The 17,783-nt window shown below is 62.6% G+C and carries 15 protein-coding genes; 4 read left to right on the forward strand and 11 right to left on the reverse strand.

What is annotated here, in order from left to right:
- Positions 1-21: 21 nt before the first annotated feature.
- The 5 genes from K7H22_RS18325 to K7H22_RS18345 form a co-directional block, all read right to left on the reverse strand.
- The gene (locus K7H22_RS18325; protein ID WP_230802288.1) at positions 22-657 is read right to left on the reverse strand and encodes a glutathione S-transferase family protein; all 636 of its coding nucleotides are present in this window, start codon (positions 655-657) and stop codon (positions 22-24) included.
- A gap of 10 nt (positions 658-667) precedes the next feature.
- Positions 668-1,564, reverse strand: coding sequence for an SDR family oxidoreductase (locus tag K7H22_RS18330; protein WP_207020709.1), 897 nt, complete (start codon positions 1,562-1,564; stop codon positions 668-670).
- 45 nt (positions 1,565-1,609) lie between these two features.
- Complete coding sequence (locus tag K7H22_RS18335) at positions 1,610-2,107, reverse strand: luciferase family protein (RefSeq protein ID WP_230802289.1); 498 nt, start codon at positions 2,105-2,107, stop codon at positions 1,610-1,612.
- Between the two features lie 4 nt (positions 2,108-2,111).
- Positions 2,112-2,927, reverse strand: a complete 816-nt coding sequence (locus K7H22_RS18340) for a DODA-type extradiol aromatic ring-opening family dioxygenase (protein WP_230802290.1) — start codon at positions 2,925-2,927, stop codon at positions 2,112-2,114.
- A gap of 66 nt (positions 2,928-2,993) precedes the next feature.
- Positions 2,994-3,401, reverse strand: coding sequence for a DoxX family protein (locus tag K7H22_RS18345; protein ID WP_230802291.1), 408 nt, complete (start codon positions 3,399-3,401; stop codon positions 2,994-2,996).
- Between the two features lie 132 nt (positions 3,402-3,533).
- Here K7H22_RS18345 and K7H22_RS18350 point away from each other — a divergent pair, with 132 nt between their 5' ends.
- Positions 3,534-3,887, forward strand: a complete 354-nt coding sequence (locus tag K7H22_RS18350) for a winged helix-turn-helix transcriptional regulator (protein ID WP_230802292.1) — start codon at positions 3,534-3,536, stop codon at positions 3,885-3,887.
- Positions 3,888-3,938: 51 nt separating this feature from the next.
- Here the strand turns inward: K7H22_RS18350 and K7H22_RS18355 are convergent, their stop codons facing one another.
- From K7H22_RS18355 to K7H22_RS18365, 3 genes are read right to left on the reverse strand one after another with little or no spacing between them, the layout of a single operon-like run.
- Positions 3,939-4,847 (reverse strand): patatin-like phospholipase family protein, encoded by a 909-nt coding sequence (locus K7H22_RS18355; RefSeq protein ID WP_230802293.1) that lies wholly within the window; start codon positions 4,845-4,847, stop codon positions 3,939-3,941.
- A gap of 9 nt (positions 4,848-4,856) precedes the next feature.
- Positions 4,857-6,527, reverse strand: coding sequence for an ABC1 kinase family protein (locus K7H22_RS18360; RefSeq protein WP_230802294.1), 1,671 nt, complete (start codon positions 6,525-6,527; stop codon positions 4,857-4,859).
- A 2-nt stretch (positions 6,528-6,529) separates the two neighbouring features.
- Complete coding sequence (locus K7H22_RS18365; RefSeq protein ID WP_230802295.1) at positions 6,530-7,222, reverse strand: DUF6781 family protein; 693 nt, start codon at positions 7,220-7,222, stop codon at positions 6,530-6,532.
- Between the two features lie 331 nt (positions 7,223-7,553).
- Between K7H22_RS18365 and K7H22_RS18370 the strand changes: the two genes are divergently transcribed.
- Genes K7H22_RS18370 through K7H22_RS18380 form a run of 3 tightly spaced genes read left to right on the forward strand, consistent with a single transcriptional unit; the run spans position 7,554 to position 12,490 of the window.
- On the forward strand, positions 7,554-8,627 hold the full coding sequence (locus K7H22_RS18370; protein WP_230802296.1) for an HlyD family secretion protein: 1,074 nt from the start codon (positions 7,554-7,556) through the stop codon (positions 8,625-8,627).
- Positions 8,624-11,365, forward strand: coding sequence for a ribosome-associated ATPase/putative transporter RbbA (rbbA, locus tag K7H22_RS18375; RefSeq protein ID WP_230802297.1), 2,742 nt, complete (start codon positions 8,624-8,626; stop codon positions 11,363-11,365). Before K7H22_RS18370 ends, rbbA begins: the two co-directional genes overlap by 4 nt.
- Before the next feature lie 3 nt (positions 11,366-11,368).
- Complete coding sequence (locus K7H22_RS18380; protein WP_230802298.1) at positions 11,369-12,490, forward strand: ABC transporter permease; 1,122 nt, start codon at positions 11,369-11,371, stop codon at positions 12,488-12,490.
- Positions 12,491-12,741: 251 nt separating this feature from the next.
- Here K7H22_RS18380 and K7H22_RS18385 read toward each other — a convergent pair whose 3' ends face one another.
- From K7H22_RS18385 to K7H22_RS18395, 3 genes are read right to left on the reverse strand one after another with little or no spacing between them, the layout of a single operon-like run.
- Positions 12,742-15,981, reverse strand: a complete 3,240-nt coding sequence (locus K7H22_RS18385; protein ID WP_230802299.1) for an efflux RND transporter permease subunit — start codon at positions 15,979-15,981, stop codon at positions 12,742-12,744.
- Positions 15,974-17,071: an efflux RND transporter periplasmic adaptor subunit gene (locus tag K7H22_RS18390; RefSeq protein WP_230802300.1), complete on the reverse strand. Its 1,098-nt coding sequence runs from the start codon at positions 17,069-17,071 to the stop codon at positions 15,974-15,976. Before K7H22_RS18390 ends, K7H22_RS18385 begins: the two co-directional genes overlap by 8 nt.
- Positions 17,068-17,700, reverse strand: coding sequence for a TetR/AcrR family transcriptional regulator (locus K7H22_RS18395; protein ID WP_230802301.1), 633 nt, complete (start codon positions 17,698-17,700; stop codon positions 17,068-17,070). Before K7H22_RS18395 ends, K7H22_RS18390 begins: the two co-directional genes overlap by 4 nt.
- Positions 17,701-17,783: the final 83 nt, after the last annotated feature.

The raw sequence follows: 17,783 nt of genomic DNA on the forward strand, positions 1-17,783 counted from the left end.
GCATTTCTCCTTGTGCGCCGCTCAGAGCCCCAGGGCCGCGTTCAGGGGCGCCATTGCCTTTTGCCAGCTTTCCCGCGCCTCCAGCCGCTCGATCCAGGCGGCGACGGCGGGCCGGGCTTCGAGCGCAATACCTGCCTGACTGCGATACATGAAGGTTGTGGCGAGGTAGAAGTCCGCAAGGCTGAGGTTACCCACGATCCAGTCCTGCCCGGCCAGTCCCTGTTCCAGCACGTCCAGGAACTGATCGGTGGCCTTGCGCTCGGCCTCGATCACCGCGGCGTCGGGTTCGCCCATGCCGAACTTCTCCTTCAGGAACAACTCGAAGGACAATTTCTGCATTGCGGGGCCCAGATGGATCGCTTGCCACCAGGCCCATTGTTCCATCAGTCCCCGCGACTTCGGGTCGGACGGAACCAGCCCCGCGTCCGGCTTCAGGCTGGCCAGATAGGTACAGATCGCGCGGGATTCCCACAGCACGAAATCCCCATCCTCAAGCACCGGCACCTTGGCGTTGGGGTTGCGCGCAAGGAAGTCTGCGGCGCGGGTGTCACCTTTGAAGACATCGACCTCGATGATTTCGAGGTCGATCCCCAGTTCGAATGCCACGGCGCGTACGCGCAGGGTATTGGGTGAGAAGTTGGCGTTGTAGAGCCGCATGGTGATCATCCTAGCTCGGTGGGGTCTGCAGTGCGGCCCGGTTCGCCAACAGGAAGTCGCGAACCGACTGGCCCGACTGGCCGGTCAGGGTGTTCAGGTTGTCGCTCGCCACGTCGAGATAATCCTGCGCAATCGCCTCGTCGAAGGAGACGAAGACCCGCGCCATGAATTCCGGCAACCCGTTGCCGATCATCGCCTGCACCAGATCCTCGGCAGGCAAGGCAACATAAGGAATATCCTTGCCAGCGACCTCGGACAGAATGGCCGCGATCTCGGCCTGGCTGACGGCTTGCGGCCCAGTAATATCAAGGGTCTGCTTGCCAGTGGACGTCATAAGCGCCGCAGCCGCCGCACGGGCGCAATCGGCGCGCGAGACATAGCCGGTCTTGCCCTCTGCGGCGGCGGCATAATGACTGCCCATCGCGATGCTCTGCGGGCCGCCCATCAGCAGGAGGTCGGCATAGAGGTTGTTGCGCAGGATGGTGTAATCGGCACCGCATGCCGCGATCAGCTTTTCGGTTTCCTCATGGTCGGAAGAGAAACCAATCGGGCTGTCTGACACCGGGTTGGTGAGCGACGTATAGACTATATGATCGACACCCGCCGCCGTCGCGGCCGCGACGGCGTTGGAATGGGCAGCGATCCGCTTGCCCGGCTCAAGATCGTCGGTCGAGATGATGAGCAGGCGCTTGCCGCCCGCGAAGGCGGGTTCGAGCGACGCTGGATCGTTGAAATCGCCTTGACGCGCCTCGACGCCCTTTGCCTTTAGATCGGCCAGCTTTTCGGGATTGCGCGACACCGCAACGATCGGACTGGCGCTGGCATCGACCAGCAGTTCGACGACCTGCCGGCCGAGCTGGCCGGAAGCGCCGGTGACAATAAAGGGTCCGTTCTGAATATTGCTCATGGTTTGTCTCCTAAGAAGTGAAGTCTGGTGATGGGCCGTCTGCCCTTAGCCGTGGATTTGGACGGGTGCAGGGTTCGCCAGCTTGCCGCGGGCGAAGTCCCAACTACTGTGCAAGAGCCGCAGCATCACATCGATCTCGGCCTCGTCGCGCGGGGCGAAAGCCATGACCGCGTTGGCCGGAATGACGCCTTGCCGCGCCATCGGATGCGGCTCACCCCAGCCCTTGGCGATCAGTTCCTCGACCATCGGCAGCGGCAGCATCAGATGCGACGAGCCATCATAGCCGGGGTGCACGTGAGCAAATTCGCGACCGATCATGAAGGCCTCGCGCGGGCCGCATGCGTGCGCATGTGGCAGTACCAGCGCCTCGGCGCCCGGCACCGAGATGCCGGAGGGACGGCGTTCGACGAAGGGCAGTTCGAAGGCGCGAAGCTTGAACAACGCATGGATCTCCGGCGGCGAGTTCTGCGACACCTGTTCATGGGGGGCGCAATCGGTGGTCGTCGGACGCGGGCCCGTGCGCAACGGCAATTCGAAACTCATGGTGTCACCCGAAACGGAAGGCGCTTTCCACAGCGCCCATGACATGATCTTCCAGCGTCTTGGTGCCGTGATCGGCCCCGGCTGCGCCGGCCACGACATGCAGCGGGATGAGGTGTTCCTCGCGCGGGTTGGCCTCGCGCCCGCCCGGGGCTTCGGCCCAGGCCGCCAGCATCGCGTCTCGGCGGACGGGATCATCCTGCGTGACGGCGTCTGTCAGCCACCGGTCGAACTCGGACCCCGCGACAGGTCCGGTCGCACCGCCGCGCATCGCCCGCATCATCACCCCCATGTTGTGATAGGTGTTGCCCGAGCCGATGATCAGAACCCCCTCGTCACGCAGGGGCGCCAGCGCCCGGCCCGCCGCCAGATGCGCCTCCGGGTCGAGATCGGCGCGCAGGGAAAGCTGGACGGTGGGAATATCTGCATCCGGGAACGCCACCTTCAGTGGCACGAATACCCCGTGATCGTAACCGCGCGTAGCGTCTTCGCCCGTCGCGAACCCTGCACCTTTCAAAAGGTCGCGCACGCGGGAGGCCAGCGTGGGATCGCCCGGCGCTGGCCAGGTTAGCTGATAGGTATGCGGCGGAAATCCGTTATAGTCGAACAGCAACGGTGGCGCGGGGTTGGTCTGAATGGTAAAGATCCGTTCCTCCCAGTGGCCGGAGATCACCAGTAGAGCCTTGGGCCTTTCCGGCAGGTCCGCCGAGAAAGCCTCAAGAAACCGGCGCTGCCGATCCCAGGTGTCGGGCGGGTTCCAGTCCATGAAAAAGCACGGCCCGCCTCCGTGAGGAAGGAATACCGCAGGTTGCCTGTTCGTCATGTCATCATCCTTTCCAGATCCGGGCGCAGCAGGACACCCCCGATGCCGCGCCCGCCCGGAGTCCGATCAATTTGCTGCCGCAGAGGACACCGGTGCATAGGCCGATTTGACCGCGCGCACGCGGTTCGCGATCAGCCACGACACGATCAGAAGCACCCAGGCCACCACAGCAGGCGGCCAGCCCGGATCGCCCGCGCCGACATGCGCCCCGAAGGCCAGCACCAGATGCCAGAACATCGCCGCATAGGCCCAATCGGCCAACATCGCCGAAGGGCGCCACAGGATGGTCACCGCGCCGATGATCTTCAAGATCGCCAGCGGCCAGATTATGTAGGTGGGATACCCCAGCACCTCACGATACATGCCCGCGACCATATCGTAAGATGAGATGTAGAAACCCGCGCCGCCCAGATAAACCAGCGCCACAAGCCCGGTCGCGATCCAGTAGACATACCGTGCTGTCTTGTCACTCATTGCCATTCTCCTAGCTGCCTTCAACTTGTGAAGCAATTTTTTCCGCTGTAGGTATGTTTAATGACTATACTTCAGAAACGAAAGTAGGCACTATAAAGTAACTAACTTCCTATGAGCGAAAGGATTGCCGCAATGAAGACCGTCCTGCCCCCATCGTGCCCCATGGAAGCAATGCTGCGGGTCATTACCGGCCCCTGGACAATTTACATCCTGTGGGTTCTGTCCGAGCAGGGACCGCAGCGCTTCGGTGCGATCAAGCGCCTGGTACCCGGCATTTCCACGCGGGTCCTGACCGAAAGACTGCGAATGCTGGAACATGCCGGTGTCGTTTGGCGCGAGCAGGCCATGACCATCCCGCCCGCTGTCACCTACGGGCTCACCGAGCGCGGCGCGGAGCTGCGCGGCGTACTCGATACGCTTGGTGCCATCGCGCACCGCTGGGAGGCCGAGGGCGCCTTTACTAAAACTTCATCTGCGGCGGAATGACGGCGTCCCGTTCTTCGCCGGAAAACTGTGTGGTGTTTGTCCGAGCAACCTTCAAGAAAAGGTCCGGCGCTCTGCGAGAACGCGAGGCAAGCGATCTTTCATCGCGGTGTAGCCCTGTTCGATGGCGGCTTTGGCCTCATGAAACGCGAGAACATTCAGATGGGACAGGTTCAGATCGACCATGACGTTCGGCGGGTCTCCGGCAAGGCGACTGCGGCGGATCTGGTCGATCATCACGTCGAGCGCCGTTGACAGCACCTCGATATATCCCGGAGGCTGAGAAACCACTTCGGGGCCCTTCGCCAGATAGGCCGCCGCAGCGGGCTGAAACTGCCGTGGCAGCTGGCCGATCAGCACCTCGGCGTTGACCTGCGGAAGCAGGCTGCGCCGGGAAGCGCTGCTGTGTGAGGAAAGATTGCCAGCATTCGGATCGACGGCGATGACGATGTCGGCCCCGAGCGCGCGGCAGGCCGAGACCGGCACCGGATTACTCATGCCGCCGTCCATCAGCCAGCGATTGTCGTGGTGGACCGGCGTGAGAATGCCGGGAATGGCGATCGAGGCCCTCACCGCGGGCAAGAGGGCGCCATCGCGCAGCCAAAGTTCACGCCCACGATAAAGGTCTGTGGCCACTGCAATGAATGGCCGGTCAAGCTCGGAGAAGCCGGGGCGCAGGCCAAGTGTCTCCAACGTCTGCAGGACCGTATTTCCGGCCACCAGCCCTCCGGCCCTCAAGTCGAGGTCGATCATCCGCGCCATCGAGAAGGGCGTGACCGCGCGCGCGAAATCCTCCAGCCGGTCGAGCGCCCCCGAGCAATACGCGGCCCCGACAAGCGCGCCCATCGAGGTACCCGCCACGACATCCGGACGCATCCCTGCGTCTTCTAGCGCCCGCAGCACGCCGATATGCGACCAACCGCGTGCGCCGCCGCTACCAAGGGCCAGCCCGATCCGAACCATGCGCTCCCCCTATTTCCGCCCGTTGCGCCAGATCGACCAGAGCAGGATGAAGCCGCCGATCACCGCCCCGAAAAACCCCAACATCGCGAAGCTGGCCAGCCCGAACGGCAGGTCCGCCCCCGAAGCTGCCGTCACGATCGAGGAGCCGACGGTCAGCGCCGCGACCACCACCGCCAGCGTCAAATGCGTGACTGACTGGCGCATCTTCTCGGCGATCCGCTCGATCTCAGCCAGTTCCACCCGCAATCCTAGCCGTCCGCGCCGTGCGGCGTCCAGAAGCTGCGTCAGATCGCCTGGCAGGCGCGCGGCCAGCCGGGCGCTGTCGCCCAGGCCCTGCCGGGCGGCGCGCGCCATCGCCTCCGGGCCGTGGCGCTGCCACATCAACCGTTCGAGGATCGGCCGGGCGGTGGCGACCATGTCGAAGCTGGGGTCGAGTTGCCGCCCCATTCCGTCGAGTGAGACGAAGGCTTTGACCAGCAGTGTGAGATCCGGCGGCAGGGCAAGGTCGTGCGCGCGCATCAGCGCGGTCAGGTCGAAGACGAGTTCGGAAAGGTTCAGCGCCCCAAGTGGCCGCCCATATACCCGGTCGATGAACGCCTCGAGCCGGACTTCCAGCGTGGGGTCGTCCTGCGCATCGGCTCCGGCCCAGTCGCGAAGGATCCGCGCCACGCGGTCGGGGCGGCGCTCCACGATCCCGTAGAGCAAATCGACCAGTTCGTCGCGGCGCCTTCGCGACAGGTGACCGACCATGCCGAAGTCGATAAAGACCAGCTCGTTGCCGGGCAGGAAGAACACATTGCCCGCATGGGGATCGGCATGAAAGAAGCGCTCTTCCAGGATCATGTGCAGCACCGCATCCGCCCCACGCGCGGCGATCCTCTTCAGATCCAGCCCGGCGCCGTGTGCCGCAGCCAGATCGCCGCCGGGAATTCCCTCTATGCGCTCCTGCACATTCATGACCTCGCAAGTCCAGTCCCAGAGGACGCGCGGCACATGGATGTCGGCCCGGTCGCGGAATCCGGCGGCTACACGTTCGGCATTGCGGCATTCGTTGGCCAGATCCAGTTCGGCCCGGATCGACCGGGCGAATTCGGCCAGGATTTCGTGCGGGTGATAGCGCACAAGATCTGGCCATTCGGCCAGCGCCACGCCGACGGCGTGACGCAGAAGGCGCAGGTCGGACTCGATCACCCGGCGGATGCCAGGGCGACGGATCTTGAGGATAACCTCTTCGCCCGTTGCCAGCCGCGCGCCATGCACCTGCGCGATGGAGCCAGCGGCCAAGGGTTTGGTGTCGATCCTCTCGAAGATCGCCGAAAGCGGTTGACCCAGTTCGGCCTCGACCTCGGCGGCAAGCTCAGCGAAGGGCACGGTGGGCACACGATCACGCAAGCGTTCGAGTTCCGCGATGATGTCGGGCTCAAACAGGTCGATCCGGGTGGACAGGATCTGCCCCAGCTTGACGAAGGTTGGTCCCATCTCTTCAAGCGCGCGGCGTAGCCGCTCAGCTGAGGTCAGGCCGCTGCTGTCGGCGTCACCGGCTTTCTGCGATCCGGTTTTGTGCCACCGACGCGAAAGGCCGGCGCGCTCCAGTGTCTCGGAAAAACCGTATCGCGCCAGAACCGCAACCAGATCGCCCAGTCGCCGTAGATCGGGCGTGACGCCGAGTACAACGGACATGCTCAGACGTCCTTTTCGGGCGGCTCAGTCCGGTCCTTGTCATGCCGCGGCCCCAGCGTATCGGCCAGCCCGGCCAGGATGCCGCTGCCGATCGCGGCGATTGTTGCGGCGCCGGCCCGCGCCGTGTGGGCAATGTCTGAGGGTCTTGGCGCGACATGCGGGGCATGGGGCCGTTCCAGCGCTGCGAGCGCCTCGCGCACCGCGGTACCGGTCCGCGTGCCGGAGTGTTGCAGATGTTCGGCCAGATCGCCAATAATGCGCGCCGAGACTTTCGTCCCGCTTTTCACCACCGCGACCAGCGCCTCGAAATAGAGCCGGTCTAGTGTGGCAAGATCATCGACGGCGCGCCTCAGATCCTGTTCGGAAAACGCGGCTGCTTGGCTGCGCGCCTCCTCGATTGCCAGCTTCGAGGCCATCGCGGCACGTTCCAGTGCATCGTCGATTCCGGCCACTGTCTGCCGGAGCGCCTCGACACTTTCGGCTTCGTCTTCCGGCACGACCTCCGCGGCCCCTTCAAGAACCGAGCGCAAGACGTCGCGAATCTGGCCCTCTTCCAGCGGTCGGTCCGACAGCGCGCGCATCACCACATCGCGCACCGCCTCGCGGGTGGCCTGAGGCCCCTCGACCGCTTCGCGCCCTTGCCGCCTGAGATCGGAGGCATCGGGGTGCTGCCCCTTTTCGACTTCCTCTGTCATCAATCTCTTTCCTTCCTGTCTGCATTGCCCGTGGATATTACACAGCTCAATAAAAGCCAATGAATCGGCCGGACCTTTCTATTCGGTCTTGATTCTCGATGCGAAAAAACCGAACTTCAGCCCTGCCAACCGTCGCCCAATCCGTTACGCCGCGCCAGCATGGACGGCACGTCGCGTGCGGCCCGGCGCAAACAAACTATAGGCGGACTCGGCCTGGACACAGTGACCGAGATCAAAGTCGGCAAATTCAGATGGGAGTATTTGGCACTGCCGAGCGGAGCGATCTATCCCCGCGCAGTTGGCCGAAAGAGATGGCCGGAGAGGCAGTGGAATGAAATTCACTCGATGGCAGTTTCCAGGCTTGGTGGTAATTGTGGCCATCTTGGCGGGCGTTATGGTCGCGGGCTGGTGGTTGCTTCGACCGGCTGCGTTGCCCGACGGGGTTGTCTCGGCCAACGGGCGCATCGAGGCGGTCGAGATCCACGTGGCGACAAAGAATGGAGGACGCCTGCGATCCGTCCTGATCGCTGAAGGCGAATTCGTCACCGCCAACCAGGAGCTTGCAGTGATGGACTCGGCGACATTGCAGGCCCAGCTGCGCGAGGCGAAAGCGAATCTATCTCGCGCGGGCATAGCGGTCGAGATTGCCCGAAGCGGTGTCGCCCAAAGCGAGGCACAGGCTCGCGCGGCAGAGGCGCAGGTCGAATTGCGCGAGGTGGAGCTGCAGGCCGCAGCCATCCGACTTGCGCGCAGCGAGGGACTGGCCGACACGGGCGCCTCGCCACAGTCCCGCCTCGACGACGACAGGGCCGCTCATCAGGCGGCGCGCGCCGCCGTCGCTGCGGCCGAGGCACAGCTTGCGGCGGCTCAAGCTGGGATCCAGCGAGCGAGGTCAGATGTCATCGGCGCCGGATCTGGCGTTGAGGCGGCCCAGGCCACGATCGCCCGGATCGAGGCGGAGCTCGCCGATACTGTGCTCAGGGCACCCCGCGACGGGCGGGTGCAGTATCGCGTGGCCGAACCGGGCGAGGTGCTTCCCCCCGGCGGCATGGTGGTGAACATGGTCGATCTGGCCGATGTGCACATGAACTTCTTCCTGTCTACCGCGCGGGCTGGCAGGCTGGCGTTGGGGGACGAGGTGCGGCTGATACTCGATGCGGCGCCGGAATTCGTGATTCCCGCACGGGTGTCCTTCGTCGCCAGCGTCGCGCAGTTCACGCCGCGCACAGTCGAGACAGAAGCCGAGCGCGAGAAGCTGATGTTCCGCATCCGTGCCCAGATCGACCCGGACCTGCTCCTCCGGCACGCGGCACTGGTCAAGACCGGCTTGCCGGGCACCGCCTATGTCCGTATCGACCCTTCGGGGGATTGGCCTCCCGAACTTCTGCCAAGACTGCCGCAATGACCACGGATGATCAGGTCATCCGGTTCGACGGCGTCGGCCTACGCTACGGCAAGGTCCATGCGCTCAGCGATGTCAGCCTCGGTGTTCCGGCCGGCTGCATGGCTGGGCTTATCGGCCCCGACGGAGTCGGCAAGTCCAGCCTGCTGGCGCTGGCGGCCGGGGTGCGCCGGATGCAGACCGGACGCATTAAGGTACTGGGCTGCGACATGACCCGTGCAGGATACCGCGCCAAGGTAGGGCCGCGCATCGCCTACATGCCGCAGGGCCTCGGCCGGAACCTCTATCCCACCCTTTCAGTGCGCGAGAATATCGACTTCTTCGGCCGCCTGTTCGGTCATGACGCCGCTGAATCCGCCCGGAGGATCGAGGTGCTGACCCGGGCCACGGGGCTTTATCCCTTTATCGACCGACCCGCGGGCAAGCTCTCGGGCGGGATGAAACAGAAGCTGGGGCTCTGTTCGGCCCTGATCCACGACCCGGACCTGCTGATCCTCGACGAACCCACGACCGGCGTCGATCCGCTGTCGCGGCGCGAGTTCTGGGACCTGATCGCCTCGATACGCACGGCGCGTGAGGGCATGAGCGTGCTGGTCGCCACCGCCTACATGGAGGAGGCGGCCCGGTTCGACTGGCTCGCGGCGATGGACGGTGGCCGGATCCTGGCGACTGGTAGCCCGCAGAGCATGTTGAAGACGACCGCGGCCGACTCCCTGGACGCAGCCTTCCTGCGCCTTCTGCCCGAGGAGGAGCGGCGCTCCTACCAGCCCGTCGAGATCATCCCGCGCGAAGGGCATGACGGCGAGCCGGCGATCGCGGCGCATGACCTGACCATGCGCTTTGGCGATTTCAACGCTGTGGACCGGGTGCAGCTGAGTGTGAAGCGGGGCGAGATCTTCGGCTTTCTCGGCTCGAACGGCTGCGGCAAGACCACGACGATGAAGATGATGACAGGGCTTCTGCCGCCCAGCGAGGGCAAGGTTCGCCTGTTCGGCGCCGAGGTGAACCCGCACGATCTGGCCACCCGGCGGCGGGTCGGCTACATGTCGCAGAGCTTTTCGCTTTACCGGGAACTGACGGTCGAGCAGAACCTCACGCTCCATGCGCGCCTCTTCGCGATGCCGGAGCCAGAGATCGCGCCCCGGGTCGCGGAGATGCTGTCGCGCTTCGATCTTGCTGAGGTGCGCGGTAAGTTGCCCGAACGCTTGCCGCTCGGACTGCGCCAGCGCCTGTCGCTGGCCGTCGCACTGATTCACCGCCCCGAAATGCTGATCCTGGACGAGCCGACCTCGGGCGTCGATCCTGGCGCGCGCGACGAGTTCTGGCGCATCCTGATCGAGCTGTCGCGGGGCGAGGGCGTGACTATCTTCATCTCGACCCATTTCATGAACGAGGCCGAGCGCTGTGATCGCGTTTCGCTGATGCACGAGGGCAAGGTTCTGGCGACCGGTGCCCCGACAAAACTGGCACAGGAGGTCGGGGTCGCCACGCTGGAGGATGCCTTCATTCACCATTTGGAGGCTGCGGACGGCCACGCAGTGTTGCGCGCCGCCCCCCTGTCCTCGGACGCGGTGCCGCAAGGCCACGGGCGGGCGCCGCGCGGTTGGCACCGATGGTTCGATCCACGCCGGATGTTCAGCCATGCGCGGCGCGAGGCGCTGGAACTCTGGCGCGACCCGGTGCGAATGACCCTCGCAATTCTCGGCAGCGCTATCCTGATGTTTGTCATGGGCTATGGCATCAACCTCGATGTCGAGGATGTGACCTTTGCCGTGCTCGACAATGACCAGACTGCGATCAGCCGGGACTACACGGCGAACCTTCAGGGGTCGCGCTATTTCATCGAGCGATCTCCGATCAAAGATTACGCCGATCTGGACCGGCGTATGCGCGCGGGAGAGATCAGCCTCGCGTTGGAAATCCCGCATGGATTCGGGCGCGACATCACACGCGGGCGCCCAGTCGCCATCGGGGCCTGGATCGACGGCGCCATGCCAACGCTGGCCGGAACCGTGCAGGCCTATGTGCAGGGCATACATCTGCACTGGCTGGAACTGCGCGCCCGTGACGCCGGTTATGTCGATGCCTTGGCGGGGCCTGTCACTACCGAGATCCGCTTCCGCTACAATGCCGACCTGCGCAGTCTGGATGCCATGGTGCCGGCCGTCATTCCGCTGCTGTTGCTGCTTATCCCGGCGATGCTGAGTTCACTCAGCGTCGTGCGGGAAAAGGAGCTTGGTTCGATCACCAACTTTTACGTCACCCCGACGACGCGGCTCGAATTCCTCCTGGGCAAGCAGATTCCCTATGTCGTGTTGTCGATGGGAAGCTTCCTGATGCTGACGGCACTGGCGGTTACAGTCTTTGGCGTGACACTGACTGGCAGCTTTGCAACATTGGCGGCTGGGGCGCTGCTCTATGTCTCGGCGGCAACGGCGATCGGGCTTGTTTTTTCCGCCTTCACCCGCAGCCAGCCTGCCGCGATGTTCGGTACGGCGGTTCTGACGATCCTACCTGCGATCAGTTTCACCGGACTGGTCGACCCTGTCTCCGCGCTGCAAGGGTTCGGTCGCGTGATCGGCGAAATCTATCCCACCAGCCATTTCCTGACGATTGCGCGCGGCACCTTTTCCAAGGCACTGGGCTATGCCGACCTTCGCGGCGCCTTCTTGCCACTGGCGCTTTCGGTTCCGTTTCTGGTCGCGGCAGCAGTTCTATTCCTCGGCCAACAGGAGCGTTAGTCGATGCGCGTCACCAACATTGTGCACCTCGGGATCAAGGAACTGCGCAGTCTGCTGCGCGATCCCGTGATGCTCGTGCTGATCTTGTTCGCTTTCACCTTCTGGGTGTATGCAGGGGCGACGGCGATGCCGGAGTTGCTGAACAGGGCGCAGATCGCCATCGTGGACGAAGACCGCTCGCCTCTGTCCTCCCGCATCGCCGGAGCGTTCCATTCACCTTACTTCGCAGCGCCCGAACTGATTGATCCGGACATCATGGACGCGCGGATGGATGCGGGCCGGGACACTTTCGCGCTGGTCATCCCTGCCGGATTTCAACGCGATATCCTGGCCGGGCATCCGGTAACGGCGCAACTCAACGTTGATGCAACCCGCATCACCCAGGCCTTCACCGGCAGCGGCTATGTCCAGGCCATCGTCACGGCGGAAGTCCGGGAGTTCGCGAGCCGACACCACGGTGCAACGGACTTGCCGGTCGATCTGGTCCTTCGGGCGCGCTTCAACCCAGAGCTTGACAACACCTGGTTCGGTTCGGTGATGCAGGTCATCAATAACGTCACCCTGCTTTCGATCATTCTGTCCGGCGCCGCCCTGATCCGCGAGCGCGAGCGCGGAACGGTCGAACACCTCCTGACAATGCCCGTCACCCCGTTCGAGATCATGATCTCGAAGGTCTGGTCCATGGGGCTTGTGGTTCTCATCGCCTCGGCCGCATCGATCGGTTTGGTGGTTCAGGGATGGATTGGCGTTCCGGTCGAAGGTTCGGTCGTTCTGTTCCTGGCAGGGGCGGCGTTGCATGTGTTTGCCACGACATCGCTGGGAATCTTTCTTGCCACACTCGCGCGCTCGATGCCGCAATTCGGACTGCTTCTCATCATCGTTCTGCTGCCGCTGGAGATGCTTTCGGGGGGGGTCACGCCGCGTGAGAGCATGCCCGGAATCATGCAAGCCCTGATGCTTGCGGCACCCGATACGCATTTCGTGATGCTGGCCCAGGCAATCCTCTACCGCGGCGCTGGCATTAGCATCGTCTGGCCACAGTTCCTGGCCCTTGCGGCCATAGGCGCGGTTCTGTTCGCGATTGCGCTTCTGCGGTTCCGGCGCACGATTTCCACAATGGCCTGAGAACAGTTGTAAAAAATCCTCGACATTCGCCGTCTAGAACTCTGCGCACCAGCTTTTTCGGCCACGGGGCCAGATCGCTTCCGACAGGCGGAGGCCGCCGTTCGTCACATCTGACACTCGCTCGAACAGACAACCATTCCAGCCACGCAAAATGCGACCTCGGAGCATCACGACCCGGTCACAGGAGCGGCAAGGCACCATCCGTCCGCGTCACAAGTTTGCACCTTCGGACCGAACATGCGGCTCATTTTTCAACTGTTTTTTTCTATCCGGTAATAAAGTACCGGCACGATGATGATTGTCAGCGCCGATGACACGCCTGTGCCGAAGATCAGACTGATTGCAAGGCCGCCGAACACCGGATCGGTCAGCATGATGGCCGAACCCAGAACGACGGCAAGCGTGGTCAGAAGGATCGGGCGCGCCCGGACAATGCCCGCCCGATAGGCCGCCTCCTGCAACGCCATTCCCTGGCTCTGGTTATCGCGGATGAAGTCGATGATCAAAAGCGAGCTGCGGATCGCCACGCCCGCCAGTGCGATGATGCCGACCATGGATGTTGCCGAAAAATCCGCTCCCATGATCCAGTGGCCCGGGAATACCCCGATCATTCCCAGCGGAACCGAGGCCATCGACACGAGGGGGATCATGAACGACTGATAATATGCGACCAAAAGCAGGAAGACGAACACCAGCGCCAGACCCATTACCATTCCCATGTCGCGGTAGGTGTCCAGCATCAACCGGATTTCGCCGTTCCACAGCAGTTGATATTTGCCGATCGTATCGGGGGCGGTGGTGGCCAGCGACAGGTTGCCGGTCTCCAATTGAAGCCCGTTGCCGATCTCCATACCGTCGAACTTGCTGTCCAGATCGGCGATGGCGTAGATTTGCGATGTCTGCGCAAGCTCGCCGCCGACGAAGGTCACACGCTCGTTGTCCTTGTGCAGGATCGGCCGGTCGCGCAGCCCCCGAACCACCTGCACGAGTTCCGACAACGGTATCCCCTGACCCGCGGCATTCTCAACGATGATGTTTTCAAGGTGGTCGGGATCGGGCTGCTGGCTGTAAGGCACCCGAACCCGGATCGGGACAACATGTCTGGCATCGTCGGAGTGGATCCTTCCGATGATTTCGCCTGCATATAGGGGCCGCAGAATGGCGGCTATCTGAGCGTTGCTGACACCTGACAGCGCGGCTTTTTCCTGATCGACGACGATCTTGTATTCGACCACGTCATAGGGTTCGCTGATGGTGACATCGACCATGTCATATGTCTCGGTAAAAATGTCAGCGGCTCGCTCTGACAGATCTCGCAGAACGTCCAGATCCTTGCCGTAGATCTCGGCCAGCACCGTGGCCCGCATGGCAGGCCCGGGTGGATCTTCGACCATCTGCACGGTTGTTCCGGGGTATCTGGCGGCGATTGCCTCGATCCGGGGCCGCAATTCGCGCACAAGCTCGATCGAGGACGTCTTGCGCGCATGCTTGTCGACCAGATTGACGCGGATCTCGCCGATATTTGCGCCTACCCTGTCACCGCTACCGCGCAGCAAGGCGTTAAAATCGATCATACCCGACTGGCCGGTCCAGCTTTGCGTATCGGTGATCAGCGGGCTCTGGACCAGGAGCGCATTGACCTCACGCACCAACCGGTCGGTCATCTCGACCGGCGTCGTTTCCGGTGTCTGCAAGGATACGCTGAAGGTGTTCTTGTTGTCTTTCGGGAGAAAGCCCATGGCGACGCCAAAGGAGGGCTTTGGCCCGGCCACGCCTTCGGGCCGCACGAATTGCCATGCTGGCTGAAGCACCGTCAGCGACAGCGCTCCAAGCGTCACGCCGTATATGGCCCAGCGAACGGCACGGCGGTTCATCGACAGTTCCATGAGCCAGCGATAGGCACGCTCTAACCGCCCGGGTCGGGCCTCGGTCGCAGTTTCCTTGTGCCCCATTTCGACCCAGCGATAGGCGGCCCAGGGCGTCACCGTATAGGCCAGAAACAGCGAGGCCGCCATGGCGACCGGCACGTTGAACGCGACAGGATAAAAATACTGTCCGGGCATTCCCCCGACCAGCATCAGCGACAGGAACACCACTATCACCGTCGCGGTGGCAAGGTTCGCGGCACCGCCGACCTCGGCACAGGCGCGAACCGTGATATCCTTTTTGTTGCCGCCGCCATTGTGATAGCGGCGGTGGATGTTTTCAATCACGACAATCGCGTCATCGACCAAGAGCCCGAGAGATAGGATCAGGGCAAACAGGCTCACCCGGTTGATAGTGACGCCGTGGAGGAAATCCGCGCCAATCGTCACGAACAGCACCAGCGGCACCGTCATGGTAACAATCAACGCCTCCTTCCAGCCGAGAAACAGGATCAGGACCAGGAAGACGGTGGAGACCGCGATGAAGAAGTGCTCGATCAGAAGGTTGACCGCGTCATCGGCCTTTTCGCCGTCATTTCGCGTCACAACGACATGCACGTCGCGCGGCAGGATTTCATCCTGCATGCGCCTGATACGTTCGATCGTGTCATCAGCCACAAAAACCGCGTTGGTACCCTTCTTCTTGGCAACGCCCAGGGTCACTGCGACCATATCGAGATTCCCGAACTCAGCATAGCGCGAATCGCCAGCACCGAAACTGAATCTACTGACCCTTTCGCGCTCCTTCGGCGGCCCATCGACGATGTCTGAAACGTCGCCAAGATAGATCGGTCTGCCGTCATTTTGCCCGACAACCAGGTTTCGAACGGCGTCGGCATCCTTGAAGAATCCGTCCAGAAATACCGAGCGGGTGCTACCCTCTTGCACTGTGTCACCCGCCGGAACCGACAGGTTGTTTCCGGCCAGGGTGTCACGCACACGGGACAGCGGAATGCCATAGGCGGCCAGACGATCGGGATCCAGATCTATGCGGATCTCGCGGTCCTGCCCACCCTTGACGGTAACGACCGACACCGATGGCAGGCTGTGCAACCGCTCGGCCATGCGCTCAGCCATCTGTTTGAGCGCGAAATCGTCATACGAGTCCGAAGCCAGCGTGACGGTGACAACCGGCATGTCGTCCACATCCAGCGCCTTGATCAGAGGGGCGCTGGCACCCGACGGCAGCCTTTCGAGGTTGCTTGAAATCCGGTTATAGAGCTTGACAAGGCTGTCTTCCTTGTTCTCACCCGCCTTGAACGATACCCCAACAATGCCGACCGAATTCATCGCCACGGCGTTAGTATGATCGACGCCAACGATCTCGCTGACGATCGCCTCGAGCGGTGTCACGATAAGTTGTTCGACCTCAAGTGCCGAGGCGCCGGGCAATTGCACCGTAACCTGCGCGGCCGGAACGATGATCTGCGGGTTTTCCTCGCGCGGGGTCAAATAGATCGCAATCGCGCCAAAAAAAGTGAGGGCCAGGATCGTCAGGATCGTCAACCGTGAGGTGACGAATATTTCCGACAACCGCCAGGCAATGTTGCGTTTCGGCTCACTCATCGGGCGTGCCCCCTGCGGTGGCTTCTATCCGATCGCCGTCGCGCAGCCGATCATCGGGTTGCGCAACGATGGCTTCGCCACCCTCAAGTCCGGCTTTGACCTCGATGTCCTCAGCCAATTCGCGCCCGGCGCGCAGCCACCTAAAATGCGCCGCACCATCATCGCTGACAATAAACACCCCGGGCAGCCCCCCCCGTTCGGTCAGGGCACGCGCCGGTATCGTCACCACCCGATCCGATCCGATGACGAAATGCGCCCGCCCGAACATTCCGGGAAAGACATCCAGCCCCGACGGCAAGGCAATCTCGATGTCATAGCGCCGGGTCACCGGGTCACCGGATGGAATGATCCGCAGGATGTCTCCGGTGATGTCCCACTTGCCGAGCGCATCAATTGCCACCTTCACAGGATCGCCGACGCGCACGCCACCGATATGGCTTTCCGAGACAGAGGTCCTGAACTGCAACCTCGCGCTCGATTCGATGGTCAGGATCGGAATGCCGGGAGTCGTCAGATCGCCGACCTGTTTCTGCCGGGCGACCACGATACCATCAATCGGGCTGATAATCGTGGTGTATCTGCGCCCCGCCAGGGCGGTATCCAGCGCCGCCTGCGCCTCGGCCAGTCTGGCACGCGCCACGTCGCGGGCGACCCTCGCCTTGCGCACGCTTTCATTGGAAACCGCGCCCCGCTCTAGCAGGTTTTCGAGCCTGACAACGTCCTGTTCCACATCGCCTAGGGCCGTACTGGCAGAACTGAGTGCCGCTTGCGCCCGGTTGATTGCGCCTTCGATATCGGTCGGGTCGATTTCAATCAGGACATCCCCCTTGGAAATCACGTCGCCCTCGTGGACCGTTATTCGCTGAAGATACCCGGTCGTGCGCGAGGACACCTCGATACGTTCTTGCGAGATCGCACTGCCAGGCGTGCTGTAGAGCCGGTCTGCCTCGGTGATTTCGACACGGGTTACCGGAAGGTCCAGACTGCGTGGTTCCGGTGCGTGATGCCCTTCGGGATCTTCTTTGCAACCAGCCAAAGCAAGCAGGCCGACCCCAACCAGGGCAGTACGAAAAAGCGCGTTGAACATCATTGGACTTTCCCTGCGTCTGGCTGCGGCGACAACCCCTGCAGCACAAGGTGACTTGCGTGATTGGCAAACGCCATATCCCGCTCGTGCGTGACAGGCTGGCCGGTCATTTCTTCGAGAACAGGGGTCAGTTCGACATACCCCAGAACCAACGACAGGACCGACACCGCTGACAGGGTATCATCGTGATCGGGTGCCAACCGCCGCATGAGGCTTTCAATCTCCCGAAACGGCGCGGCGACAACTTCTTTGGTCAACAACTTGATCCGCTCCTTGTCGCCGGTCAAAAGCTCACGCTGCAAGAGGCGTGTCATGATCGGGTTGTCCGAAAACTGGCGCGTGAGCCAGACGATCAACCGCTCCAGCATGACTTCGGGAGCCTCCTGCCCCTTGGCAAGGTCACTGGTCGCCCTGGCCTTGTCGGAAAAAACGAACTCGAGCGTGGCACGGTAGATCGCTTCCTTGCCACTGAAATGGTGATACAGCGCCGCCGGTGTCGTGTTCACCGCTCGCGCCAGATCACGAATGGACACGGCGGCAAATCCGTTTTCGGCAAACTGGGTTGCAGCGGCCTGCAAAATCTCGCCCCTTTTGTCTGGCTGCGACGATTTTCTTCCGGTTTGGTATTGCATGCGTTGTAACCTTACTGAACGATCGTTAAGCTAACTAGATCGCCACTTTACGCCCGTCAAGGGCAAGCCGAAATACAAGTCTC

The sequence above is a fragment of the Seohaeicola saemankumensis genome (assembly GCF_021021435.1).
Lineage (GTDB): Bacteria > Pseudomonadota > Alphaproteobacteria > Rhodobacterales > Rhodobacteraceae > Seohaeicola.

Coding starts and splice junctions, on each gene's coding strand:
- K7H22_RS18325 (WP_230802288.1), bottom strand. CDS start 657: ATGCGGCTCTACAACGCCAACTTCTCACCCAATACCCTGCGCGTACGC.
- K7H22_RS18330 (WP_207020709.1), bottom strand. CDS start 1,564: ATGAGCAATATTCAGAACGGACCCTTTATTGTCACCGGCGCTTCCGGC.
- K7H22_RS18335 (WP_230802289.1), bottom strand. CDS start 2,107: ATGAGTTTCGAATTGCCGTTGCGCACGGGCCCGCGTCCGACGACCACC.
- K7H22_RS18340 (WP_230802290.1), bottom strand. CDS start 2,927: ATGACGAACAGGCAACCTGCGGTATTCCTTCCTCACGGAGGCGGGCCG.
- K7H22_RS18345 (WP_230802291.1), bottom strand. CDS start 3,401: ATGAGTGACAAGACAGCACGGTATGTCTACTGGATCGCGACCGGGCTT.
- K7H22_RS18350 (WP_230802292.1), top strand. CDS start 3,534: ATGAAGACCGTCCTGCCCCCATCGTGCCCCATGGAAGCAATGCTGCGG.
- K7H22_RS18355 (WP_230802293.1), bottom strand. CDS start 4,847: ATGGTTCGGATCGGGCTGGCCCTTGGTAGCGGCGGCGCACGCGGTTGG.
- K7H22_RS18360 (WP_230802294.1), bottom strand. CDS start 6,527: ATGTCCGTTGTACTCGGCGTCACGCCCGATCTACGGCGACTGGGCGAT.
- K7H22_RS18365 (WP_230802295.1), bottom strand. CDS start 7,222: ATGACAGAGGAAGTCGAAAAGGGGCAGCACCCCGATGCCTCCGATCTC.
- K7H22_RS18370 (WP_230802296.1), top strand. CDS start 7,554: ATGAAATTCACTCGATGGCAGTTTCCAGGCTTGGTGGTAATTGTGGCC.
- rbbA (WP_230802297.1), top strand. CDS start 8,624: ATGACCACGGATGATCAGGTCATCCGGTTCGACGGCGTCGGCCTACGC.
- K7H22_RS18380 (WP_230802298.1), top strand. CDS start 11,369: ATGCGCGTCACCAACATTGTGCACCTCGGGATCAAGGAACTGCGCAGT.
- K7H22_RS18385 (WP_230802299.1), bottom strand. CDS start 15,981: ATGAGTGAGCCGAAACGCAACATTGCCTGGCGGTTGTCGGAAATATTC.
- K7H22_RS18390 (WP_230802300.1), bottom strand. CDS start 17,071: ATGATGTTCAACGCGCTTTTTCGTACTGCCCTGGTTGGGGTCGGCCTG.
- K7H22_RS18395 (WP_230802301.1), bottom strand. CDS start 17,700: ATGCAATACCAAACCGGAAGAAAATCGTCGCAGCCAGACAAAAGGGGC.